This is a genomic window from Methanoregula sp. (assembly GCF_049686655.1).
Lineage (GTDB): Archaea > Halobacteriota > Methanomicrobia > Methanomicrobiales > Methanospirillaceae > Methanoregula.
In genome coordinates this window covers 1-24,000 of sequence record NZ_JBAVIG010000046.1, presented here as the reverse complement: position 1 = coordinate 24,000, position 24,000 = coordinate 1, and the positions used below count along the sequence as shown (strand labels likewise).

The 24,000-nt window shown below is 53.5% G+C and carries 21 protein-coding genes; 12 read left to right on the top strand and 9 right to left on the bottom strand.

What is annotated here, in order from left to right:
* Positions 1-121: 121 nt before the first annotated feature.
* From WBL42_RS05690 to hxlB, 5 genes are all read right to left on the bottom strand, one after another.
* On the bottom strand, positions 122-475 hold the full coding sequence (locus WBL42_RS05690; RefSeq protein WP_424720300.1) for a hypothetical protein: 354 nt from the start codon (positions 473-475) through the stop codon (positions 122-124).
* Positions 476-511: 36 nt separating this feature from the next.
* Positions 512-1,642, bottom strand: a complete 1,131-nt coding sequence (locus WBL42_RS05685; protein ID WP_424720299.1) for a hypothetical protein — start codon at positions 1,640-1,642, stop codon at positions 512-514.
* Positions 1,643-1,959: 317 nt separating this feature from the next.
* Positions 1,960-2,997, bottom strand: coding sequence for a M42 family metallopeptidase (locus tag WBL42_RS05680; RefSeq protein WP_424720298.1), 1,038 nt, complete (start codon positions 2,995-2,997; stop codon positions 1,960-1,962).
* A 17-nt stretch (positions 2,998-3,014) separates the two neighbouring features.
* A complete protein-coding gene (locus WBL42_RS05675) occupies positions 3,015-4,121 on the bottom strand; it encodes a pyridoxal phosphate-dependent aminotransferase (protein WP_424720297.1) in 1,107 nt (368 codons plus the stop codon).
* 16 nt (positions 4,122-4,137) lie between these two features.
* Positions 4,138-4,737, bottom strand: a complete 600-nt coding sequence (gene hxlB, locus WBL42_RS05670) for a 6-phospho-3-hexuloisomerase (protein ID WP_424720313.1) — start codon at positions 4,735-4,737, stop codon at positions 4,138-4,140.
* Between the two features lie 140 nt (positions 4,738-4,877).
* On the opposite strand from hxlB, the gene WBL42_RS05665 reads away from it, so the two are divergent.
* Positions 4,878-5,729 (top strand): DNA adenine methylase, encoded by an 852-nt coding sequence (locus WBL42_RS05665; protein ID WP_424720296.1) that lies wholly within the window; start codon positions 4,878-4,880, stop codon positions 5,727-5,729.
* A gap of 136 nt (positions 5,730-5,865) precedes the next feature.
* Entirely contained in the window at positions 5,866-6,015 is a 150-nt protein-coding gene (locus tag WBL42_RS05660; RefSeq protein WP_424720295.1) for a hypothetical protein, read from the top strand.
* A 75-nt stretch (positions 6,016-6,090) separates the two neighbouring features.
* Here the strand turns inward: WBL42_RS05660 and WBL42_RS05655 are convergent, their stop codons facing one another.
* Together WBL42_RS05655 and WBL42_RS05650 are read right to left on the bottom strand one after the other, a co-directional pair.
* On the bottom strand, positions 6,091-7,623 hold the full coding sequence (locus WBL42_RS05655; protein ID WP_424720294.1) for an MBL fold metallo-hydrolase: 1,533 nt from the start codon (positions 7,621-7,623) through the stop codon (positions 6,091-6,093).
* Positions 7,624-7,736: 113 nt separating this feature from the next.
* The gene (locus tag WBL42_RS05650; RefSeq protein ID WP_424720293.1) at positions 7,737-8,642 is read right to left on the bottom strand and encodes a hypothetical protein; all 906 of its coding nucleotides are present in this window, start codon (positions 8,640-8,642) and stop codon (positions 7,737-7,739) included.
* A gap of 205 nt (positions 8,643-8,847) precedes the next feature.
* On the opposite strand from WBL42_RS05650, the gene acsB reads away from it, so the two are divergent.
* The 6 genes from acsB (at position 8,848) to WBL42_RS05620 (ending at position 16,961) form a co-directional block, all read left to right on the top strand.
* Positions 8,848-10,878: an acetyl-CoA decarbonylase/synthase complex subunit alpha/beta gene (acsB, locus tag WBL42_RS05645; RefSeq protein ID WP_424720292.1), complete on the top strand. Its 2,031-nt coding sequence runs from the start codon at positions 8,848-8,850 to the stop codon at positions 10,876-10,878.
* Positions 10,879-10,887: 9 nt separating this feature from the next.
* Complete coding sequence (locus tag WBL42_RS05640; RefSeq protein WP_424720291.1) at positions 10,888-11,844, top strand: acetyl-CoA decarbonylase/synthase complex subunit delta; 957 nt, start codon at positions 10,888-10,890, stop codon at positions 11,842-11,844.
* A gap of 1 nt (position 11,845) precedes the next feature.
* Entirely contained in the window at positions 11,846-13,177 is a 1,332-nt protein-coding gene (gene acsC / locus WBL42_RS05635; RefSeq protein ID WP_424720290.1) for an acetyl-CoA decarbonylase/synthase complex subunit gamma, read from the top strand.
* A gap of 3 nt (positions 13,178-13,180) precedes the next feature.
* The gene (locus WBL42_RS05630; protein WP_424720289.1) at positions 13,181-15,082 is read left to right on the top strand and encodes an ASKHA domain-containing protein; all 1,902 of its coding nucleotides are present in this window, start codon (positions 13,181-13,183) and stop codon (positions 15,080-15,082) included.
* Between the two features lie 5 nt (positions 15,083-15,087).
* On the top strand, positions 15,088-16,119 hold the full coding sequence (locus WBL42_RS05625) for a hypothetical protein (RefSeq protein WP_424720288.1): 1,032 nt from the start codon (positions 15,088-15,090) through the stop codon (positions 16,117-16,119).
* Positions 16,120-16,193: 74 nt separating this feature from the next.
* Positions 16,194-16,961: an AAA family ATPase gene (locus WBL42_RS05620; protein ID WP_424720287.1), complete on the top strand. Its 768-nt coding sequence runs from the start codon at positions 16,194-16,196 to the stop codon at positions 16,959-16,961.
* Between the two features lie 135 nt (positions 16,962-17,096).
* Here WBL42_RS05620 and WBL42_RS05615 read toward each other — a convergent pair whose 3' ends face one another.
* Together WBL42_RS05615 and WBL42_RS05610 are read right to left on the bottom strand one after the other, a co-directional pair.
* Complete coding sequence (locus tag WBL42_RS05615) at positions 17,097-17,639, bottom strand: pyruvoyl-dependent arginine decarboxylase (protein WP_424720286.1); 543 nt, start codon at positions 17,637-17,639, stop codon at positions 17,097-17,099.
* A gap of 135 nt (positions 17,640-17,774) precedes the next feature.
* Positions 17,775-18,431 (bottom strand): HAD family hydrolase, encoded by a 657-nt coding sequence (locus WBL42_RS05610; RefSeq protein WP_424720312.1) that lies wholly within the window; start codon positions 18,429-18,431, stop codon positions 17,775-17,777.
* A 46-nt stretch (positions 18,432-18,477) separates the two neighbouring features.
* Between WBL42_RS05610 and WBL42_RS05605 the strand changes: the two genes are divergently transcribed.
* From WBL42_RS05605 to WBL42_RS05590, 4 genes are all read left to right on the top strand, one after another.
* A complete protein-coding gene (locus WBL42_RS05605) occupies positions 18,478-19,731 on the top strand; it encodes a tyrosine-type recombinase/integrase (RefSeq protein WP_424720285.1) in 1,254 nt (417 codons plus the stop codon).
* A 275-nt stretch (positions 19,732-20,006) separates the two neighbouring features.
* Positions 20,007-21,050 (top strand): hypothetical protein, encoded by a 1,044-nt coding sequence (locus WBL42_RS05600; RefSeq protein ID WP_424720284.1) that lies wholly within the window; start codon positions 20,007-20,009, stop codon positions 21,048-21,050.
* Complete coding sequence (locus WBL42_RS05595) at positions 21,047-21,589, top strand: hypothetical protein (protein WP_424720283.1); 543 nt, start codon at positions 21,047-21,049, stop codon at positions 21,587-21,589. The genes WBL42_RS05600 and WBL42_RS05595 overlap by 4 nt, the downstream gene beginning before the upstream one ends.
* A 28-nt stretch (positions 21,590-21,617) precedes the next feature.
* A partial coding sequence (locus tag WBL42_RS05590) for a hypothetical protein (RefSeq protein ID WP_424720282.1) occupies positions 21,618-24,000 on the top strand: 2,383 nt, incomplete at its 3' end.

Genomic DNA, 24,000 nt, shown 5'->3' with positions numbered 1-24,000 from the left:
AGTACATTATGTAAGAAAAATTGACTGAACATTAGTTGTCTACGACGCAGTTAAGCATATATCACAGTTAACTGTGATTGTTTTAAAAAAAAGTGATTAAAAATAGATCAGATACGGTTCTTCACGGGATCGGGTCCCCGAGATCCGCGCTGTCCGGCACCATGGTTGTTGACTGGCTGGTGCTGTTGTAGGGATCGACTGCAGCGTCGGCATTGGCCGTTGCTGCATCGGTTCCCGTGTTACCGGCATTGTCCACCTGCGTTCCCTGGTCAGAGCCCGGTGCTGAAACAGCGGTCCCTGTCAGCTGCGGTGAAGCGCCGCTGCCCTCCTGGACTGGTGCGGTCGTCTGGGTAACCTGCGGGGATGCTCCCGCCCCCGTCGCTGGCGTGTTTGATGTTGACGTGCACCCTGCAGCGAATATTGTCGCGATCACCAGGACTGCACAGATCCCTGTCGCAATGGTAAAACGTTTCATGATCTCTCTCCTTCCATACCAAGCCTGAAACCTGTTTCAGCTGGTGTTGCCTCCCGTCATGGCCGGTGTCGCTGCACCACGGAATGCCCCCTGGCGGAATGATGCGTTCCTCGTCATGTTCCCTGCATTCTCCCGGGCCCTGGACACGGCAGCCTGGCGGTATCCCTGGACAGTAGTCCTGAACTGTTGGTACAGCGCCGTCAGCTGGGTGTCGACCGTTTTTAATGCCTGCTGGTCATGGTTGTCGAACGCGGCCTTCAGAGGATCGCGTTCGGCCGTGATCTGGCTGAGGATGGCCTGCGCCTGGGTGACATCGATCCCCCGTGCGGTCATGTTGGTGAGCTGGTTCTGGAGGATAGTCGTGCGGTTATCGAACTCGGCAAGACGGGTCGTCTCCCGTGCCTGCCATGCATCCCCGGCAATGGCCTCCCAGAACTGCGTGCCTAAGGTGCCGAGCTGGGTATTCACGCCGGCGAGTGCCTTCTCGTCCCGGGCGTCGAGGGCCGACTTCAGGGAACCCTGCAGGCCGCCGATCTGGGTTTCGATACCCTGTGGCTGCGAGACGTCAATGCCTTTTGCCGAAAGATTAGTGAGAGCACCATTCCGGATGGCATCGTTGTGGGTGAACTCATCGAGACGGGAGGTCTCGCGTGCGGTCCACCATGCAGTATCAAGACTTTCGATGGTTGCCTGGTCTGCGGTGATCGATGCGTTCACGCTCGCACGGAGCGCAGATTCGCTGCCATTGTACGCCTTCAGGTCGTTTGCCGTGTCGGTATGGAACGTTGAAACTTCTCCCTTCATCTGGGTGAGGGCGGCATCGATCGAATCATTGGTAGTCATGGACTGCACCGAACCAGCAGTCGCAGTGAACTGCTGCTCTGCCCCGGTGAGGTCGCCCGTACCGGCAGATCCGCTGATCGTACCGATATAGCTGATCGCTCCGTTCATCATTGCCTGGTAATCTTCACTCACATATGCGACATACGCCTTCATTGCAGTGATGTGTTCCGGGTTGTTGTTCCATGACTGCCCGGAATCCGCTGCACTCACAGCAGGTACGTAAAGCGCAATCATGCAGAGCATCGCGGCCCCGATAAGAATGGTTCCTGATTTTTTCACGTTTGTCTCTCCTGTCTGGCGGCTGCACCCACGTGCCCCGGCCATTAGATGCACATTTGTACGAATAGGAATTTATATTATTAAAGCAGGCGGGGTTCATCGCTGATTCGCCGGCGGATATGCGTAGAACCCCGGGGTTATTATTTGTTTCATAGTGAGATTCTGGGGTGCCGGCGGGGGAAGCCCGATTTTTCACCTCAATAAAAAATTCCATTCTTACCGACAACGTATCAGAACCCATGAGAACCAGCTCGGACAATTTTTATTTTCGGTTAAAAACAGTCCCAGCGGATAATCCGCCACGTTACTATTTGCAATGATTTCTACAGAGTCAAAAAAAATTGAAAGATCATAGTGAAAAATTACAGCACCGGCTTCTGCTTCAGTGCAGCGACCAGGAGCCGGACACCAGCCTCGATGTCCCTGATGTCCAGTACTTCCACGGGCGAGTGGATGTACCGTGACGGGATGCTGACCGTTGTGCTCGGAATGCCACCCTTGGTCAGGTGGATGGCAGTGGCATCGGTCGTGCCCCCGCTGCCGACTTCAAGCTGCACCGGGATGCTGTTGTTGTCCGCTGCTTCCTTGAGCCACTTCACTACGTTCCTGTTCGCGATGAGGCCGCGTCCGCTGCTGTCAACGATGGTAATAACGGGGCCTTTACCCATCTCGACCGGGGCGTCCTTCATCTCGATACCCGGGTGATCGCCGGGGATCGTGACATCGGTTGCTATGGCACAATCGGGGTCCAGCGCATATGCACTCGTCCGTGCTCCCTTGAGACCTACTTCTTCCTGCACGGTAAAGACGCCGAAGATCGTGAGCGGGGAGTCTGTTTCTTTCAGGGTCTTGATCAGCATTGCGACACCGGCACGGTTGTCAAATGCCTTCCCGGTCACGCGACCGTTGCCGAGCTCAGCGAATTCCCGGTCGACCGTGACGGGGGTACCCACATCCACACCGAGCACTTCCACTTCCTGCCGGTTCGTGGCACCGACATCGATGAACATGTCATCGATCTTGACACCGCGCTTGCGCTCTTCGTCATCCATCATATGCGGGGGCTTGCCGCCAATGACACCGTAGACCGGGCCTTTGGTCGAGTGGAGGACCACCCGCTGGTTGTAGAGCGTGGGGCCGTACCAGCCGCCGAGAGCAACGAAGCGGAGGAATCCTTTCTCATCCACGAATTTGACCATCAGGCCAATCTCGTCCATGTGAGCGGCGAGCATAACTTTGAACCTGCTTCCCTTCTTCACGGCGATCAGGTTCCCCATCGTGTCCTCGCGGATCTCATCCACATGTCCTTTCAGTTCTTTCTTGATGACTGCATAGACGCTTCCTTCACTGCCAGAGACGCCGTGTGCATTGGATAATTTCCGTAACAGTTCTTTGACCATGGTAATCACTCAGTATGTCATTCATCCATTATCATTCGTATCCTGTCAAGGGCCCGGTACAGGTTCTCCCGGGAGGTTGCATAGCTGAACCGTGCATACTCCGGTGCATTGGCACCGAATGCGGTACCGGGGACGATGACAACGCCGGCCCCGATGATCTTCTCTGCAAGTGCCGGTTTCATCGGGACAAAGGCATAAAACGCGCCCTCGGGCACGGCAAATTCCAGCCCGAGATCCGACAGTCCTTTCCAGAGGAGGTCGCGGCGGACTTTGTACTCGTCGCGCATCGCGCTGACCGGTGCCTGGTCTCCCTCGTACGCGGCAACCGCAGCGTACTGCGAGATGGACGTGGCGCAGGCCTGGCAGTACTGGTGCACCTTGAGGCACTGGCCAACAATCTCTGAAGGGGCGGCAAGGTAACCGAGGCGCCAGCCGGTCATCGCATAGGTTTTGCTCGTCGCGTTGATGGTGATGACATTCTCGCCAAATGTACCCGGACTCCAGTGTTTTTTGCCATAAATGAAGTGCTCGTACACTTCATCGGAGACGATAATGACACCCTTGTCATCCGCATACTCGACAAGGGCCCTGATGGATTCCTTGTCCTCGACTGCACCGGTCGGGTTACCCGGGGAGTTGAAGACCATCAGTTTTGCGCCGGTCATAAGGGATTTTGCTTTTTCTACATCGAGATGAAGACTCTTTGTCAGTGGCACGCTGACCGGCCGGCCGCCGGCAATCGTAGCAAGGGAAGCATACGATACAAACCCCGGGTCAGGGCAGAGCACACGGTCGCCGTCACAGACAAGCGCCTGCATCACGATATGGAGGGCCTCGCTCGCGCCGGCAGTGACGATGAGCTGGTCGGGAGTATAGGAAAGACTGTTCTCCCGTTTGAACTTCCGGCTGATCGCAGTACGGAGTTCCGGGATACCGGTGTTCGGCGTGTAACCGGTCTTTCCCTCATTGATGGCACGGATCGCCGCGTCCCTGATATGCTGCGGTGTATCGAAATCCGGTTGCCCGAGCCCGAGATTGATCGAATCCGGTCCTGCGGATTCGAAAATCTTCCGGATCCCGGAGATCTCGATACCGGTGACCCGTGGAGAGAATTTCAGTACCATAGGAACCACTCGATGGTCATTCGATATTAGTGTGCCTGTTCTTGAGGGCATTCTCATCCGTTTTTGTGATCTCCATCAGCCGGGAGATCACCGCATCGCCAAAGATCATGGACGCTGTCTCAAAGAGCGTGCCAAGCGGGGCAAAGGACTTGTGATCGCCCATCATCTGCCGGATCTCGAATTCCAGGGCATCGTCCTCCACCTCGTCCCGCTGGTGTTCGATGATCACGATGCAGTCAGAAATTTTTCCGATACGGGATTCCTTATTGGAGGTGATCAGGCAGAGGTGTGCCCCGAGATCTTTTGCGGTCTCGGCGATATCGGCCACCGTCTTGGTCCTGCCGGAACCTGAGAAGATGACCATCACATCGCCGGTATTGAGGGCGGGAGTGATCGTCTCTCCCACAACGTATGCCTGGAGCCCGAGGTGCATGAGGCGCATGGCAAACGCCTTTGCCACGAGTCCCGAGCGCCCGGCCCCGATTACGTAGATACGTTTTGCCTTGAGAAGCTCGGCCAGGAGTTTCTCCACGTCCTCGTCTGAGATCGTATTCGCAATCGCCCGGATTTTCGATGCCATCAACAGCATCATTTCCTGTACCCTGTGGCTTTCCATGCTTATTCTCTTAAAGGATGCAATCACAAAGTAGATGAGAATATCGTACACACGGTTTTCACGACTGTTTTCCCATATCCCGGTGCCATTTCCCTGATTACGGGGATAGATCTATATGGGATGTACATGAAATTTTACAGGTGCACACATCCCGGACACAATGCTCGCCATTCATAAAATGGGCTGGCGGGAAACGGCAGCTCCTTGCCGAACTCGACAGGCGCCTGCCGGCCGGCTGGAACACGTATTTTGAGCCATTTGTCGGGGGAGGAGCGCTGCTGGTCCACCTGGGGAACAAAGGGCAGATCAGATCAGCAGTCATAGCTGACATAAACGGGGAACTGATCAATCTCTACCAGGTAGTCCGGCAGCACCCCTCCGATCTGATCGCGGCAGTACTCAAGGAGGAATTCAGGAATGACTGCACTTCATTCAATACCTGCAAACATGAGTTCAACCGTATCATGGGGCTGCCGGGGCACGAAATCGAACGGGCCGCCATGCTCATCTACCTGAACCGGTACGGGTTCAACGGACTGTGGCGGGTAAACAACAAGGGAGAGTTCAATGTCCCGTTCGGAAGGCATGCGGACCGGGCGCTTGTCTCGGAAACATCTCTTATGAAATTCAGTACCCTCCTCGCGAGGGTCCGTATTCTTAATGACGACTTCGGATCTGCAGTCAAAACCGCGAAACGCGGTGATTTTGTGTACTTTGATCCGCCTTACATGCCGTTATCAAAGACCGCGAATTTCACGGATTATAATTCCCGCGGTTTCAGGTTCGCCGACCAGGAACGCCTTGCCAGGCTGTTCCGGAAACTCTCGAAAAAAGGCGTGCACCTGATGCTGAGCAACTCGAAGGTGCCGGAAATTGAAGAACTGTACAGCGGTTTTACAATAGAGACGGTAGATGCCAAGCGGTTCATCAACTGTAACGGGCAGAGGCGGAAAGGAACGCAGGAAATTATTGTTACCAATTACGAATACTGATGCCCTGGACGATCGTGAACCGAAAATAAAAAAGATCTTCTGGGTTTTACTGGCATTTTTGGTATACTTTATGAAATGAGCGTGAATTTTCAATACATCTCTTTATCGTGTCACTCGCCAAGTAAACAACCAGCCTATGCAACATACTGAAAAGAAGATTAAAATAATCCGTGACAAGTTGAGCAGGATCGGCATCGGAGAAAAGAGTCTCAACGATGAGGCCATTCTCGCCTCGTACAGCATCAACAAGTTTGGCAACCTGTGTGCTGTCCCAAGGATTCCGTAACCATCTTTTTACCGGGTCTTGCCACACCGGGCGGCCGATTCTGCCGGTGCGTAGAAGCATTCACGGCCCGGTTTGTCAATTTGTGCCTGCCTGTTCGTTCTTCTTCCCGGCATCGTATCGCTTGATATCCCCAGACGGCACGAGCTTCCCGTTCTCCAGCACGGATACAGCCCCGTGCCCGCCGCAGATGAGGCAGCGCCGGCCGGTACCTGCAAGTGTCCTGTCGGTCTCTTCGGCGAGTGCCAGCAGGGCCGTGCGTTCCTGTTTTGCCAGTTCACTGTTGACATTGACGGACGTAACCAGAAATGCGGCAAGCGAACTGTAGTCCGCCCGCTCCCGGGAAAGGCTCGAAAAATTGATCACCGTGTCAGCAGCAAAGAGGAGGCCGTGGGCCGGGGAGTAGAGGAAGACCTGCCCGCAGGTATGGCCGCCCAGCCCTTCCAGAACCTCGAGGATGATCTCCCCGGCCCGGACCGTGCCGATCACCGGCAGGGTTCCCCGGGTTGCCCCCGCAGGATCGGGAAAGACCCGGCTATCCTCCGGAGGATTAAAACCGGAGAAGAGGTTGATCATCTTCGTGTAGAACTCCTCGAGCACGGACTCCTGGTTCCGTGACCCGTAGGCCCGGTTATTGGTCCGGATGATCTCAAGGGTATCTTTGTGCAGGAATACCGGGACCTTAAAGAACCCGGCAGCACCGCAATGGTCCCCGTCCGCATGGGTGATGACGATCCGTGAGAGGTTCCGGAGGTTCCCGGGACCGTAATGCGAGAACATCGCCATCACGGCATCGTGGTAGATCCCGTACCCGGTGTCGATCATCACGAGCTCGTCCGGTGCCTGGATCAGGAAGATGCTTCCCCCGCAGGGCAGCTGGAAACAGAACAGCGTGGTATCCGGCGTAAGCGGGAACTGCTGGACATCCGCATAAAACCGGTCACCGTTCGTGGCATTCAGGGTCCGCCCGGTAGTGAGGACGCAGTCGAATGCCTTGCGGGGATCGAACCCCCGGTCTGTCAGCTCCTGGGCAATATGGTTGGTATCGGCCATGAACGAGAGGAGGAACGCCTCTTCGGACTCCCCGATCAGGTCCCGGACTTCCTGTGCATACCGGACATAAAATACGGTGTCATCCAGGTGCCGGCCGGTCTTGTCGTACTCGATGATCTCGAGGCGGTACCGGGACTTCAGCTGGTCGAGGAGCTCGTCAACCACCGTGCTCTGTTCGAGGTTGAGGCTGACCGTGAGCCGGTTCGGGTGCCGGCCCTTGTCATCAAAATCGATCAGGGCGATATTGGCACCGGCGGACGTAGTATAGCTCAGGAATTCGTAGAGTGCACCCGGCTGGTGCGGCAGGTAAACACAGAACTTCAGGAAGTCGAGGGGTTTTATCGAAGACTGCAGGTACCCGATCGCTGCGAGTTCATCGGTGATTTTCCGGTAGGATTCACCGGTAGCAGTGACTTCGTAGAATACCGTCCCGGGATCGATACGGCGGTCGAACTGGATGCGGTTGATATTCCCGTCATATTTTTTGATGATCTCGGCCGCCCGGTGCAGGGAACCGGGAGCATCGGGCATATGAGCAATAAAAGAAAATTTTCCCATGGTTCACCGGTTGTGGCTGTAGCATTTTTCCCAAAGCCCGATATACGTTATGGTCAGGTGCCGATAGTCCTGGATTTCAAGCTAATCAAAAAAGGTTGGAAGTAAAAAAACGGTTAAATCTTTCGCCCGAGAGCCAGTATCAGCAAAACGACAAGACCGGCAATGACGAGACCTGCTATGATGGTAAGAGGTGAGACGGACGCGGGCTCTGTAGTTCTGGTTACTGCCGATGCCGGTGTCACGGTTATTCCCGGGGATGCCGGACTAACCGGGAGAACAGGAGTCATGGCGGAAGTCGGCACGGTTGTAATACCCGGCTGGCCCGTGTTGCCGGTACCTGGGGTAGATACCGGGGTCGGTGCCTGCGGCGAGATGACATGAATGACCGTCTGGTACGAGCTCTTCATGGTGGCGCTTGAGAGGATAACCGGATAATCGCCCGGGGGCATGTCGATATGGAACCCATAATTGAAGTACCCCATGCTGGTAGCTGACGTATCATAGATGTGAATATTATTGCCGTTCTGGTCCTGGACTTCGATCACGATATCCGGTGCCCCCTGTTCTGCAGTTCCCAGGAGCTGTATGTAATCGCCGGTCTCAACCGGGTTCGGGGTCGGGACGACATAGAATTCCGGCCTGTCCATCATGATGGACGTGGTGGCAGTTTTCGTCGGGTCGCTCAGATCGTACGCAGTGATATAATACCGTGCAGTCTGCATCTTGTCAAGTCCCTGGATACTGCCCGTGTACCAGACAAACTTCCAGGACCCGTCAGGGTTTACCTGAACAGGATTTCCCGTTCCTGCCTGACCATTGAGATCATACACAGGGACGCCGGCTGCGGGGAGTCCTGGGCCGGTGATCTGGAGGACCGTCATGTTACTCACAGAATTGTAGCCGTCAAAAATTATGTCGTCGCCGATATAATTCCCGCCGGCACCGCGGTATGCAATGGAGACACTGCCATTATCGGCAAGCACGGGTGAGGAACACCAGAGCAGGGCAATAATCAGCACAAAGAATGAAAGAATTTTGTAATTCCGAAAAATACGCATGATTTCAGCCTCTCGTAAAATCATTATCATTTATAAGGAATATATATCTTTGTCATTGGCAGGGCCATTTTTAAAAAATATCCCTTTTCCGGGGCTATCCGTGATTACCCGGTAACGAAACTATATCTATCTTACCGGGTAACCCATGATCAGAGGGAACCGGATAATGATCGACGTGGAATTGGCCAAAAAACATGGCGAAACCCAGTTGCTGGAACGGATCACAACCATACGTAAGCCTTTTTCCTACGAGGAGACTGCATACCATCTTCCGATATCGTTTGCCCTTACGGGTATAGCAGTCCATGACCGGGAAGCAGCTGCAGAGGTATTCGCAAAGACCGGCAATAATCCCATAGTTGCTTCCGAATGCCTGCTTGCAGAAAGTACGGCAGTTTCCGGAAAGGAACCGGACCCGTACACAGGATTCATCAGCGACACGGTGATCCGCAAGCTGGGATACTCCCTTGTGGACGGGAGCATCCTTGGCCTGGCCCTGGTGGTAGGCACACCGGAAAGTGCCGGGAGTGCTGCCGCGATCTGCCGGGAGCTGCAGGAGAAATATATGCTGACATTCCTCGCCGGCCCTGTCGTTCCCGGGTTGTCCGGCGCTGGAGTGAAACTCGGTCTCGAATACCGGCTCATCCCGCTCGGATCGGCCCCTTTCCACGGGATCCATTTTGTCGATATCATTGCCAGGGTTGCGATGATGTTCGGGGGCGTCACTCCCGGTGACACGCACCGGCTCCTTGCCTATGCGGCAGAGCGGGCAAAAGCGATCGTCATTGTCTTCCCGGGACTGACCGATGAGGAGATCGCCCTTGTCGACGGGATGCGTGTCCTTGGATTCCCCATACTCTCCCTCGGGGAATATGTTGGCGGGACGTGGATCTCCGCAAAACCGGAAGATGTAGTCCGGCTTGGCATGGAACAGAAAGGCATCAGGGTCAACGTGACTGCGATCCCGATCCCGATGGGCTGTTCCCCGGCATTTGAGGGCAAGAGCATACGCAAGGAAGAGATGTACGTGGAGTTCGGCGGCGGCAGGTCCCCGGCTTTCGAACTCCTGCGGATGCGTTCCCCGGGCGAGATCACGGACGGCCAGGTAACAGTAATCGGCCCGGAGATCGATGCCATGAAAGAGGGATCTGCCAACCCGCTCGGGATTATCGTCGAAGTTGCCGGCAAAACCATGAAGAAGGATTACGAGCCGGTGCTGGAACGGCGGATCCACAACTTTGTCAATTATGGCGAAGGTTCGTGGCACGTTGCCCAGCGGGACCTGATCTGGGTGAGGCTTTCCAAAGAAGCCGTTGCGAAAGGTGTGAAGATCGAGCATATCGGCAAGCTCCTGGCCAGTAAGTTCCGCATGGATTTCCCAAACCTCCTCGATGCAGTCTCCGTTACGCTGATAACTGATGGTTCCAAAGTGCCCGGGGCGAGAAAAGCTGCTGAACAGGTGTACGCCGAACGGGATGCCCGGATCAAGGGTATGCACGATACTGACGTTGACCTGTATTACTCCTGCACGCTCTGCCAGACGTTTGCCCCGAACCATGTCTGCATCATCACCCCGGAACGCCTTGCGCTCTGTGGTGCGATCAGCTGGCTTGACGGGAAAATTGCCTACGAGATGTCCCCGTCCGGTGCAAACCAGCCCGTAGAGAAAGGGGCCGTCATCAATGCCCAGACCGGGGAATATGAAGGGATCAACCGGTTCGTCAAGAAGGCCAGTCATGGTGAGATCGAGCGCTGCTCCCTCTACAGCGTAATGGAAGTCCCGATGACCTGCTGCGGCTGCTTCGAGGCAATCGCTCTCATGTTGCCGGAAGTGAACGGCATCATGGTCGTGAACCGGGAATTCAAGGGAATAACACCTTCAGGAATGACCTTTTCCACACTCGCAGGTACGATTGGCGGGGGAGCACAGACACCGGGCTTTGCCGGCATCTCAAAAAATTTTATCCTCTCTGACAAGTTCCTCAAGGGAGACGGCGGGATTGAGCGCCTGGTCTGGATGCCCTCGCAAATCAAGGAGGAACTGAAAAGCCGGCTGGAGGCAAAACTTGCCGAACGGGGGCTCGCCGGGTTCTTTGAGAAGATCGGTGACGAGACTACTGCAGCGACTATCGAAGACCTCATGGTATTCCTGGAACGTGTCGGGCATCCTGCACTTGCCATGAAACCGCTGGTGTGACGGTGTACCATGGCATTCGATGTTGATTTTGGCTGGACCCAGGCGATCGGGAACCTGGTGCTCGGGGCTACCGGAGCAGATGGCGGGACACGGAGAATCTCGTACCGGCTTGGCGGGGGCACCACTCTCCCGTTCCTGGAAAAGGAGAATACTTCGCCTGCCCCGCTCATCGCATTCGAGGTCTGTGACAGTCCGGCCTTCTGGTCGCCGATCGTCAGGAACTACTGCGGGGACCTGGTCAACAATGTCGGTGAATGGGCAAAAACTGCGGATACTACGTACGGTGCTGACATCATCCGCCTGTACCTGACCAGCACCCGGCAGCGGAATTTCTCCGATATTGTCTCTGTCGGAAAAACGGTAGAGACGGTCCTCTCGGCATCGGGCCTCCCCCTGATCATCGAGGGGAGCAATGAGCCGAAGATCGACAGCGAGGTCTTCCAGAAGTGTGGTGAGACTGCACAGGGCGAGAAACTCCTCCTTGGCACTGCGGAAGCCGGCCGGTACCGCAGCATTGCCGCTGCCGTTCTTGCATATGATCATTCGATCATTGCCCAGTCACCGATCGATATCAACCTGGCAAAACAACTCAACATCCTCCTGCGCGAGATCGGCGTCCCGCGTGACCACATCCTGATCGATCCTTATACCGGGGCACTCGGGTACGGGTTCGAGTACTCCTTCTCGGCAATGGAGCGGATCCGGTTCTCAGCGCTCAAGGGCGACACCGACCTCGCGATGCCGATGATCTGCTCGGCCACCGATTCCCTTACCATCAAGGAAGTCCGGGAAGCAGGTCCCGCAGTGCAGGACGAGATGGCGGTCCAGTGGGAGTTTACCACCGGTATTGCCGCAGCAGCTGCCGGGGCCGAGATCATCTGCGTCCGGCACCCAAAGACAATCCCGCTCTTACGGGAGGCCTTTGCCGGTCTCAAAAAGCGGACACCTGTGCCGGGGGTGGCGTGAGATGGCACTCAAGGCCCTCGACATCTACAAGCTGCTGCCCAAGAAGAACTGCAAGGAATGTGGTGACCCGACATGCCTCACGTTTGCCATGAAACTGGCTGGCGGGAAAGCTGACGTGGACCTCTGCCCATATCTCTCCGACGAGGCAAAATCCGTGCTCGGGGCCACCACCCGCCCACCGATCCGCCTGGTGAAGATCGGGGTTGGCGAGCGCTCCTTTGCAGTCGGGGAGGAGTTTGTGCTGTACCGGCACGAGAAGACCTTCTATCACCCGCCGGGCATCCTGTTCAAAGTATATGACACGCAGACTCCTGACGAGATTACTGCGGCAACCGTACGGGTGCGGGATGAGATATTCACCCGGGTCGGATCGGATCTCCGGTTCAATGGAATCGCCATTGAGAATACCAGCGGCTCGGCAGAGACCTTTGCCCTGGCAGTCAGGGCAGTAGAGGATGCAGCCGATCTCCCGCTGGTCCTGATTGCAGAGAGCCCGGCATCACTCGCTGCTGCTCTTGTCCACTGCGGTTCCTACCGCCCTCTCCTGCATGCGGCAACGGACACGAATCTCCGGGAGATGTGTGCCCTGGCAAAACAGCACGGCTGCCCGCTGGTCATACGATCTGACAGCCTGGAAGGGCTCGTAAACCTTGCCAAAGCCTGCAATGCGGAAGGCAGACAGAATCTTGTCATGGATCTTGCGCCGGTAACTCTTGGTGATTTCATTATACGATCCACTGCGATACGACAACTTGCCATCACCCGGACCGCACCCGACCTCGGGTACCCGGTCTACCTTGATGCAGCAAAGACAGGCCGGCAGGAAGCAGCCACCGCCCTGGGCATTGTAAAGTATGCCTCTGTGATCGTTACAAACCCGCTTACTCCGGGACCGACGAAAGCTGCACTGACCCTCCGTCAGAATATCTACACCGACCCCCAGAAACCAATCCAGATGAACCCGGGGCTGTACCGTGTCGGCACACCGGATAAAAATGCGCCGGTACTGATGACCGTGAACTTCTCGCTCACGTTCTTCACGCTCCAGGGATACCTCGAGTCGACCCGGGTCCCCTGCTACATGCTGATCGTGGATACGGAAGGGCTTTCCGTACTGACCGCGGTGGCAGCCGGGAAACTGAGCGAGATGCTGGTAAGGGACTCCATTAAAAAATTCGGCGTGGAAGAGGAAGTCTCTCACAGGAAACTGATCATTCCCGGTTATGCATCGCCGCTCTCCGGGAGGATTGAGGAAGCGACAGGCTGGAAGGTCATGGTCGGGCCCCGCGATGCTGCCGAGATAGGAGAATACCTGCACGAGGAGTGGAAATAACCGATGCGGACCGTAACCTTTCTTCCCGGTTACCGTAAGATCGAGGTAGAGCGGGGAACAACCATCCTCGATGCGGCCCAGCGGGCCGGACTGAACATGAACGTGATCTGCGGCGGACAGGGGAAATGCGGCAAGTGCGTGGTATTCATCCAGTCCGGGAAGACGGAGTTCGACCGGCAGAAATACGGACGGTTCTTTACCCCGGAAGAACTCGACCGGGGCGCATGCCTTGCATGTGAGACGACGGTGGAGGGTGATATCCATGTGGTCATTCCCGAGCACACGCTGATCCAGGAACAGAAGATCCTCATAGAAGGGCTTGATAATAAAATCGATTTCCGGCCTTCGGTAAAAAAATATTATGTCCAGCTCCAGCCCCCCAGCCTCAGCGATCCCTCCCCGGATCTCTCCCGCCTGCTCTGGGGCATCCAGAAGGCCGGAGGGCCGGTTGCGGAGAAGATGTATGCTCCACTCGAAGTCCTCCGCGAGATTCCCGGTATCCTCCGGCACAGTGAATGGAAAGTCACCGGCACCATCGGCCTGGTACCGGGCGGGTACCGCCTCCTCGACCTCCAGGAGAATGACACGGCCAAACGCGTATACGGGGCGGCAGTTGACCTCGGGTCGACAACCATTGTCGTCTACCTCTGGGATCTCGTCACGGGAACGGTTGTCTGTGTTGCCTCGAATTACAACAAGCAGATCAGCTGCGGGGAAGATATCCTTGCACGAGTAAATTTCGCCAGGAAGAACGGCATTGCCAAGCTCCAGGCTCTTGCAGCTGAAAGCATCAACCAGGCATTAACCACCGCATCCAATTCGGCAGGTATCGACCGTGAGGATATTTATGAAGTGGTTGTGGCCGGCAACACGGTGATGACCCATATGCTCCTCGGCATCGATCCGGCATACATGATCGCTGAACCCTATGTCCCGGTCGTCCGGAGGGCATTATCCGTTGCGGCCCACCGGATCGGCATCACCTGCAACCCGAACGGGGGCGTCTTTGTCTTCCCGGCGGTCAGCGATTTCATCGGGGGCGATATTATCGCCGACATACTGGCATGCGGCATGAGCGAGCGGGAAGAGATCTCGCTTTTGGTCGATATCGGTACAAACTTCGAAGTAGTGCTGGGCAACCGGGAGTGGATGTTCTCGTGTGCCGGTGCCGCCGGGCCGGCACTGGAAGGCGGTGAAGTGCTCTATGGCATGCGGGCAAACCCGGGTGCCATCGAGAAGATCACGATCGATCCGGAGACCCTGGACCCTGAATACTCCACGATCAACGGGATCAAGCCACGGGGCATCTGCGGTTCCGGGCTCATCGACCTGCTTGCCGAACTCCTCTCCACATGCGTCATCGACCGGACCGGGCGGATAAATACCGGGATCAATAATCCCCGTATCCGTCGCAATTCCCACTTCCCGGAGTATGTAATCGTCTGGGCAAAAGAGACCGAGATCGGCAAGGACATCGTGATCACGGAGAACGATATCAAGAACCTGATCATGAGCAAGGCCTCGGTCCATGCCGCCTGCATCACCCTGATGAAGGAGGCTGGCGTCTCGCGCCACGAGATATCGACTATCTATTTTGCCGGCGCGTTCGGTAACTACCTGGACAAGAAGAACGCCACGATCATAGGCCTGATCCCGGAGATCCCTATCGAACAGATACAAAATATCGGGAACGGCGCAGTGTCCGGTGCAAATATTGCCCTGATCAACCGCCGGACCCGCAAGACGCTGGATGAGATTGCCTACAAGATCGCGTACATTGAGCTGAATGCCGAGAGTTCATTCATGGACGAATACACTTCGAGCACGTTCCTGCCGCACACGGATCTCTCCCTCTTCCCCGGCGTGCAGAAGATGCTTGACACCTGCCGGATCAGGAAGGAGTGAAGGCCATGGCAAAGATGATCTCCTCACCTCATTCACTCGCAACCGGTGTCGGTGCCCTGCCGCATACCGATCCGAAACAGGCCTGCGACGATGTCCTCTCGCTCTTCCCGGAATTCCCATATGTCCCTACGCTCCCTGACCGGAGCCAGCTCGAGAGCATTGTCTTCAATGACTCAGAACAGCTCCCTGGCCGCCTGATCCGGGAAGACCGCCTCCTCTTCGACAGCACCCGCGACCAGACTGCGGCCATGGAGAAAGTGTACATGGACTATGTGGAAGGAAACTTTTCCGCATACGGCCTCCATAAGGAGTATGCTTCCGCCTTCATCGAGATGATGGCCCGGAACCTTTCCCATGCACAGGTACTCAAATGCCAGGTGACCGGGCCTGTAACGTTCGGCATGCAGGTCGTGGATACCAGTAAGCGGCCCATCTACTACGATGCACAGCTTGCTGATGTGCTCTCCAAGATGATCGCCCTGAAAGCGCGATGGTGCGAACAGACCCTGCGGGAGCATACGCGTGTCAAAGAGACTCTCGTGGTCCTCAACGAGCCCTACCTTGCATCTCTGGGCTCATCTGTCGTACCAGTCGACCGCGAGACGGTCCGGGCCGGGTGGGATGATATCTCCTCTATGGTAGAAGGAGGTCTCGGCATCCACTGCTGCTCAAACACAGACTGGGAGTTTGTCATCGGGCTCAATCCCGCGGTGATCTCGATGGATGCCTATACCACAGCAAAGGAATTTCTTCTCTATGCCGACTCAGTTGTCAGCTACATGGAGCATGGGGGCGTAGTTGCATGGGGCATCGTGCCAGCCGATTACAAGGTCTTCGCTGCGGAGACCGTTGATTCCCTGTATGAAAAATACCTTACGATCCGGACCCAGCTCACGGCACGGATGCCGGAAAAACTCTTTGATACCCAGTCGCTCATTACACCAAGCTGCGGTATCCGGTTTGCCGACCGGGCCGGCTCGCTTGCGATCATGGGCGCGGCGGCGGAGATATCGCACCGGATCCGTAAGCAGGGATAATAAAAAAGGCAAAACGCGAAAACGTCCAAAAACCAGACTTATCCCAGTCCCATATCATTAATCACGTGATCACCATGCCAGTACATCCATTCACCATTGCCATCTCCGGTAAAGGCGGAACCGGCAAGACAACGCTCAGCTCGCTTCTTGTAAGATCCTTCATAGAACTCGGTGAAACACCGGTGCTCGCCGTGGATGCGGACCCGAATGCAAACCTGCACGAGGCGCTCGGCGTGACAGTGAACGAGACCCTCGGGAGCATGCGGGAGGAAGCCTTCACCCGGCATATACCGCCCGGTATGAACCGTCACGATTACGTGCGGTTCCGGTTCCGCCAGTCCCTGGTGGAGGCAGAAGGGTTCGACCTCGTGGCTATGGGCCGGCCGGAGGGCAGCGGGTGCTACTGCTTTGCCAATGATCTGCTCTCCGAGTGCATGGTTCAGCTGGAACGCGATTACCATTTCATCATCATCGATTCTGAGGCAGGTATGGAGCATATCAGCCGGGGTACGATCGGGACTCCGGATATGCTCCTTATCGTAAGCGATCCCGGGGCACGGGGGCTCCGGACCATTGCCCGCATCCGTGGGATTGCTATACAACTGGGACTCCCAAAGGAGAAGATCCATGTGATCTTCAACCAGTACAAAACCGGATCTGCACCCATTGATATTGGTGAGGAATCCCCGCTTGCAATAATCCCTGATGACCCGGCCGTAGAGAAGGCGGATCTCGCTGCTACGCCGGTCTCCCTGATCCCGGCCGACAGCCCGGCAAGGGAGGCAGTGCGGGCGCTCGCAGAGAAGATCCGGGAGATTGCCAGGGTAAGAAAAGCTGAGTGAATTGATAATTTTATACAGACATCCTGGATGGTAAAACTCTCGGGAGCGTTAACATTTGTAATCCAACAGAGCGAGAGAAAAGTATCCTTCGTCACTTGAGGATACAATAAAAAATACACCCGTTTAAAAAAATATTCAGAGGAAAACCGCGACTGCGATTGTCGTTGTCCAGAGCCCGTTTTTATCGCCTTCAGCTGATTGGCAGATGTTCTTGGTCTTGATGATCTTGCCGCTCGCCTTGTAAGTCTGTTCGCGTTCCGACCATGCCGCGTTCACGTCGAACCCGATACCGAGGGTGGTGGCGAGCATGGTGGCAGCGAGATCTTCTGCATATTCGCCGGTCTTCTTCTCGGTTTCGCCATAGGCATGGTGTTCGGAAAGGTACCCGTATTCTTCGGAATCGCTGGGAAGTGCGAGACCTATTGCCGAAGAGACCAGCCGGTTGGGTTCATTGGTATCGTTCCGTGCCATGACACAGTAGGTGATGCCCCCTGGCTGGAGCAGTTTGAGACCCTCGGACCGCGAGGCCTGCCGGCATTTGGGAGGGAATATGCTGGAGACATAGACCAGGTTGCATTTCTCTATCCCCGCCTTTCTTAATGCAAGCTCAAACGACGCAAGACGATCTTTATGGATACCAACACCTTTGGTAAAAAAGATCTTGGACGGAACAAACATAGCTGTTATTTCATTCGCCGTATTTTTTAAGTTTCGGTCAAAACAATGAAAAATTTCCCGTAATCGGGATTTTCTCTAAAAAAAATAACGATCGCGCCCGGGAACAGGTGCATGCAGCCATATTTGCAACGGTCTTCAGAGTGCGGCAAGGATTGCAGGAAGTTCGTCCATTGCATCGATAATAAAATCCGCATCCCGGAATTCCCGGGTTGGTGAGAACCGGTCCCCATACCGTGCATACACCGTGCGTATGCCAAGCTTCGTGCAGGGCTGGATATCCCTGCGGGGGCTATCCCCGATAAAAACAGCGCCCTCCGGCCCGGCCTGCATCATCCCAAGTGCCGTGAGAAACGGCTCGGGAGAGGGTTTCTTTGCTCCGGCCATGTCCCACGAAACCATGCCGCTGAAAAACGGCAGCAGGCCGGACCTCTCCATCCTGAGGGTGGCATCGCGTGAATGGGCATCGGTCACGATGCACATAGGAAAGTCCTGGTTGCGTAATGTCTGCAGGGTTTCGGTCACGCCGGCATATGGCGTGATATGCGCGAGTTTCTGGTTCTCGTAGATCGTACAGGCAACCGTAAAGTTCCCGTCGACAGGGATATCCCGTTCCTGCATATACTGCCGGATATTCTCGTGGGATTCGAACCCGTGGACAGGTTTGAGAAAGTAGGAGAAGAGCTCGTCCCCGTCATCCTGCCCGAGATACTGCACGACTTTATGGCAGGAAGAGATCTGCGCACCGACGAGATCGAAAAGCGTATTGTCCATATCAAATAATACAGTTGTGATTCGTTTTTGAAGAATGATTTATACCCCCGCACATCCTAAATACACTATGCAATATATTTCAGATTTCTTGAATGGGAAAGAAGTCATCACAGAAACAACGGGTCGCAATGGCAAAAAAAGTACCGTTATTACAAAAGAGGGCGGTTTTAAAGAACGGATGACCCGCCTAGGGTATCGGAGTAGCATATTCCAATTCCTAGATGGGAGATATGGATGTGTCCGAAAGGGGAAAGATTCCACCCCAGACGAACAGGAGCAGTATGAAGATTACGCAGCGGAGTATCTTGAGGGGGATGTGCGGCCGCTAAATGATCTTCAGCAGTATAAAGATTACCTTCATTCGATCCAGCGCCCACCGCACAGTATTTCACAAAACGTTACTTGTGTCCGGATCTGGTTAGAAAATTACGATCATTCTTTAAATAGCAAAGAACTCAGGGAATTAAAAAAACACATGCCAAAACAAAGGGGAGGTGTCACAAGAGAGGATGAGATTACACAAGATACAATGCGACTTATCTTAAATCATACCGGGGATGTCCGTTTAAAGACGGCCATCTTGATTATGATGAGCAGCGGCATTCGAATCGGGGAGCTGGTCAAACTTCAGATAAATGATATAAATTTGCAAACGAGAACAATCTATATTTCAGATCTGGTTGCCAAAAACAAGGAGCGACGATTAACATTTTACACCGAAGAAACCGGGGATGCACTTAAACAATATCTTAAAGAACGCGACAGATACATGGAAAATGCTGTGAAAATGTCACCACGGATTGGTGCGACATATCGCACTGAAAGACATGAATTATTCCCCGTAACAACATCCACACTGCGTACAGCTTTCATCTCGGTGTTGAAACGGGCTGGGATACACAACGTTGATCAACGAACTGGACGAACAACGATACACCCACACAGTTTAAGAAAATATTTTATGAATACCCTAAAGTACGCGGGATGCCATCAGGATATTGTTGAAGATTTGAGTGGTCATGAGGGATACTTATCATCTTCATATCGTCGTTACACAGAGCAACAACTTCGTGAAATGTATGAAAAATATGCTAATGTGCTTACAATTGGAGATTATGGTTTTGAGGTAAGAAAGGAATTAACTGCCCGTGTGGATAGTCAGACAAATAAGGTACTAGCACTTGAAAAAGAAAACACAGAACTTGCAGCACAACACAAAAAAATGGCAGAAGACAATGAATCCCTCAAAAAGATTGTAAAAGAAATACTCAAAACTATAAATTCACCCATTGACATGAAAACTGTATTCGATGATATGTAACGGAAATCAAAAAAATATTCAGTTTTATTTTTTTAAACTTACGCTCATGTAAGAGCATTTTCTAACATGACCCAGATCTACCGACTGTCAAAATCCCGCGCTCTTTATTTAAATAAAAACTGAAATCCTTTAAGTGTTTACTAGCAATACGATACTATAAGGTGAGATGGGTAATAATGAAAAAACAGCCTTCTTTTCCACGCAGACAATCCCTGAGGAATCAAATTCTCACTCATCCCGAGAATCAGCTTTCTGATGAGACAATACTGGAAACATTGCTCTCCTATTCAATACCGATTGGCGATCTGCAGAACCTGGTAAAGACCCTGTTAAAAAAATACAAGACCCTCGATGGGGTTCTCAATGCGGATTATCATGATCTCTGCAAGATTAAAGGCTTGAAGGAGAATACAGCAGCTCTCCTCAAACTCGCGGCACACATTAAAAAATATCAGATAGTTCAGGACCCGAAACAACCAATTCAGGAAACCCGTCCCGATGCTCAACAACGCCTTTACGAAGAGTCACAGGAACAGATGCCACCTCAAGTACCCGGTGTCGCTGAAAAACTGCGAACATATCAGAAGGAATCGCTCTTTTTCTCAAAAGCCCTTCTCAAGGACACAATCCAGGTTCTTCCGACACTGCCTGATTTCGAAAATCTGGAAGACCTCCGGCAATATTTGTTGGATAACCTCAAGTATGGTTCATCTAGCAGTCGGAAACGGTATTCACTCTATATCATCCGAAGAATGTTTCCGGATGGATCTATCGACAACTCCCTTCTTGAATTTGCCCGGAAATATCCGAACAATCAGGTACTGAATGATGTTGCCTTTTACCGGTTCTGCAAAGCCGAACCGATTATGATCCAGATTATTTCCGATCTGCTTCTCCCCATGACAGGTGCGGGAACACTTCAGCGTATTCACGTAACCCGGTACCTGAACGAACGTTACCCTTCAATCAAGGGAATAAAAGACTGGTCGATAGCAATTATCGAGGCATTGAATGGGGCAAAAATTGCTGCGGCGGATGCAAAAAAAATCACTCTTACGGTCAGGCAGCCACTCATCCCGTCATTTGCCTACATACTCCATTGTGAATATCCCAAGCCCGGGGTGTATCCGATCGAATCCCTGGAGAAAAATCCCTATCTGAAATCGATGTTCTGGACAGAAGACAGTCTTGTCCCTTCACTGTATGAATTAAGGAACATGGGGCTGATCACCCGCGTATCGGAGATCGATACGATCCGTCAGTTCACAACAAAGTACTCCCCTTCAGAACTTGTCTCACATCTTTCCGGAGTCCAATGATGAACGATATTGAAATTATTGAAACGCTCCGGAAAAAATTATCGATCCCGATAGGGCGCCATCTGTACGGAGTGATGGGATCCTATCCGGATCTGGAACGATTCACGGAGCAGCTGCAAAAAGCGACCTATGAAGATAACCTCCGGTTTCCTCAACCAATATCGGTCTCATCGAGCATCCTCAATCAATTCTCCGATGAGGAATTTCACCGGATTGTGACGGATGAAGCCAAACGGCCGGAACCGACACGGAAAAGTATTGAAGAAGAATTCAATGCATTTGTCAGAAGGACGCTCACCGCAAACAAACTGGTTGTATTCAGTGATCTTGAACTATTGTTTGCCTATGGGATTGATCTCAATCCATTCCGGACGCTTGCGACCGACGATAAACGAATCATTCTGCTGTTGCCTGCTGTGAGAAAGGGAGGAGTAATCTACCTCTATCCGGAATATCAGAAAAAATTCCCTGGTCAAAAAGAGAAAATCCTTCCTTCAAATCTCGTTGCGGAAGACCATCTGTGGGAGCTGAAATCATGAAACAAAACTATGTCGTGGAGCAATAATTATGCAGACCGATATTACGACAGTACGAGAAAAACTGGGAGATATCTGCCAGATCCCGGAATCGATTATATCCGTCTATGTTCTTGAGAAACACATCTGGGAAAACGGGAATGATGTCGCTGCAATCAAGGAACGGAAACCTGAACTTCGAACGATTGATGAATTTCAGATCGATCCCGTCCGACCGTTCCTGAATGATATCTTCCGTCTTATGGCCGCCCCTCACAAACCCGAGCGAGGAGCTGCGTCAATCGGGCAGGGCTACTGGATACAGGCAGAATTCGGATCGGGTAAATCGCATCTTCTCTGTTTCCTCGCATCCCTTGCGCTGGGTTCTGAGGATGCATGGGAAAAGATCCGGAAAAAAGAGGAGAAGGCCAAGCGGGGAAAACGTGAATCGCTCTACCAGTTCTGGGAGAACGGTTTGAAAGAGAAGAGTACCGGGAAGAACAAAGGGATCTTCGTTATCTCCCAGACCCTTGTCGGCGTTGGTGGCGGAACGGTCGGGTATGATACAAAAGGGAGGGCTCTCACCGATTATATTCTCGATGCCGCAAAAAACCAGCTCCAGAAAGAGACCGGGAAAAACATCTCTCTCTATCCCGTTGAACTGCTTGCGGACCGGTTCATCAGCAGAGATCTGGATCGTTATCGCACCGACCTGAAAAAATTCTTAAAAGACCCCAAATATTTCGAAGATGACGAGTTCGAGGATATCGACGACTTCATTAATGTCATCCGCGAGAACAAGACGCCGGAATACAAGAAGAGCTGCGGGGATAAACTCTGGCGGTTTTATCATGAGTATCTCGGTGTCCGCCCCGAGATCGAGGCCGAGACCGAAGAAGTACTCAAACACATGGTCAAAGCCATCGTTGCAGAGGGTTACAGCGGGGTCCTGATCCTGCTCGATGAAGTCTCCATCTTTATGAAAAACCGGGATGAGAATCTTCGTAGTGATGATGAAAAGACGCTTGTCGTGCTCTCGAACCGGCTGGCAAAAGTCGAGAACCTCCCCGTCTGGACAGTCTGCGCTGCACAACAGGCAATCGAGAGCAAGATGGCCGGTGTAAAAAATATCATTGCGGACGACCGGTTAAAACTTGTTCTGCTCCTGCAGGAAGAGAAAGACTACTACTCGATCGTCCTTTCAAGGGTCCGGGAGATCACCAAACCCGAGGCGATCACCGGGTATTATAATTACTATAAACGCGGCTTTTCCTGGCCGAACAGTATCGGGGAAGACGAGTTCAAGCGGTTCTTCCCGTTCCATAAACCGGCACTGGAAGTCCTCAGGGATATCACCTATGAGCTGACGACGACACGGTCCGCCATCCATTTCATGCACCAGACCCTGAGACAGGGAATCAAACAGGACCGGACCGAGATCATCCGGTTATGGGATTTCTTTGACGAGGCAATAGAATACGAAGAAGATCCGAGCGGGACCCATGCGGGGATTGCAGCAATCCGGACAAAACGGGAGGTGGAATACAAGATCTACCTCTCCTGCAAACGGGGTATCGATGAGAAAACAAAAGGGGCATTAAAAGTCCACCGGGATCGGGCCGTCAACGTGCTCCAGGTCTTGTTCCTGCATTTCATAGCACGGAGAAGTGTAAGCCGTGGACTGACTCCCGATGAGCTCGCCAACAGTGTTATGAGCGAAGTCTCCACCGATGCAACGATGCTTGAGAATGTCCAGCACTACGAAACCCTCGCAGTCAATCTTGCCAAGGAGTTCCCTCAGATCGCCGAAAGTGCAGATGATGACGGGCAGCCGAGATTCCGGTTCATCCCGGAGACGACCGATATCAAGCCGGTCGATATCTGGAAGAAAGCCCGGAACGAGGCAGAGACGAACGAGATGATGCAGAAGGATGCCTGGCTGCACCTGCTTGCGCTCGATCGCTGGCCTATCAAGACCCGGAAAGGAACCTATGATCTCTCTCATGACGTTTGTTCCATCTTCCGGGATATTGCTCCCTATTCTGTACCAACGGAAGAGGGCCTTCTCCAGAAAAAAGGATCTGCTCCCCTGGAACTTACCTGGAAGAACCGGAAGATCGTGGGCCGAAAGGAGATGGTTGACCTTCAGCGGATGATTGCCAATTCCCAGCCACTCCTGCCGATACAGACAGAAGAGACCGATCAGGACTTCTCCATCGTTATCAGCACCGATCCGGTCCCTCAACCCGCTGTCATGAAGCTGCTTTCCCAGAGAAAAGACCCCCGTATCGTGGTCTGGACCCCGGGCGATCTGTTAAACGAGGAACAAAATCTACTCCTTGATTTTGCAGCATACCGGAAAGTCATCACCGATTGTTCCGGCAAAGAGAGCGATGAAGCAAACACCATGATCATGTGGGTGTCGGACCAGCTTC

What these genes read in the sequence shown, in the direction of transcription:
- WBL42_RS05690 (WP_424720300.1), bottom strand. Translation starts at nt 475, where the DNA reads ATGAAACGTTTTACCATTGCGACAGGGATCTGTGCAGTCCTGGTGATC.
- WBL42_RS05685 (WP_424720299.1), bottom strand. Translation starts at nt 1,642, where the DNA reads ATGGCCGGGGCACGTGGGTGCAGCCGCCAGACAGGAGAGACAAACGTG.
- WBL42_RS05680 (WP_424720298.1), bottom strand. Translation starts at nt 2,997, where the DNA reads ATGGTCAAAGAACTGTTACGGAAATTATCCAATGCACACGGCGTCTCT.
- WBL42_RS05675 (WP_424720297.1), bottom strand. Translation starts at nt 4,121, where the DNA reads ATGGTACTGAAATTCTCTCCACGGGTCACCGGTATCGAGATCTCCGGG.
- hxlB (WP_424720313.1), bottom strand. Translation starts at nt 4,737, where the DNA reads ATGGAAAGCCACAGGGTACAGGAAATGATGCTGTTGATGGCATCGAAA.
- WBL42_RS05660 (WP_424720295.1), top strand. Translation starts at nt 5,866, where the DNA reads ATGCAACATACTGAAAAGAAGATTAAAATAATCCGTGACAAGTTGAGC.
- WBL42_RS05655 (WP_424720294.1), bottom strand. Translation starts at nt 7,623, where the DNA reads ATGGGAAAATTTTCTTTTATTGCTCATATGCCCGATGCTCCCGGTTCC.
- acsB (WP_424720292.1), top strand. Translation starts at nt 8,848, where the DNA reads ATGATCGACGTGGAATTGGCCAAAAAACATGGCGAAACCCAGTTGCTG.
- WBL42_RS05640 (WP_424720291.1), top strand. Translation starts at nt 10,888, where the DNA reads ATGGCATTCGATGTTGATTTTGGCTGGACCCAGGCGATCGGGAACCTG.
- acsC (WP_424720290.1), top strand. Translation starts at nt 11,846, where the DNA reads ATGGCACTCAAGGCCCTCGACATCTACAAGCTGCTGCCCAAGAAGAAC.
- WBL42_RS05630 (WP_424720289.1), top strand. Translation starts at nt 13,181, where the DNA reads ATGCGGACCGTAACCTTTCTTCCCGGTTACCGTAAGATCGAGGTAGAG.
- WBL42_RS05625 (WP_424720288.1), top strand. Translation starts at nt 15,088, where the DNA reads ATGGCAAAGATGATCTCCTCACCTCATTCACTCGCAACCGGTGTCGGT.
- WBL42_RS05620 (WP_424720287.1), top strand. Translation starts at nt 16,194, where the DNA reads ATGCCAGTACATCCATTCACCATTGCCATCTCCGGTAAAGGCGGAACC.
- WBL42_RS05615 (WP_424720286.1), bottom strand. Translation starts at nt 17,639, where the DNA reads ATGTTTGTTCCGTCCAAGATCTTTTTTACCAAAGGTGTTGGTATCCAT.
- WBL42_RS05605 (WP_424720285.1), top strand. Translation starts at nt 18,478, where the DNA reads ATGCAATATATTTCAGATTTCTTGAATGGGAAAGAAGTCATCACAGAA.
- WBL42_RS05595 (WP_424720283.1), top strand. Translation starts at nt 21,047, where the DNA reads ATGATGAACGATATTGAAATTATTGAAACGCTCCGGAAAAAATTATCG.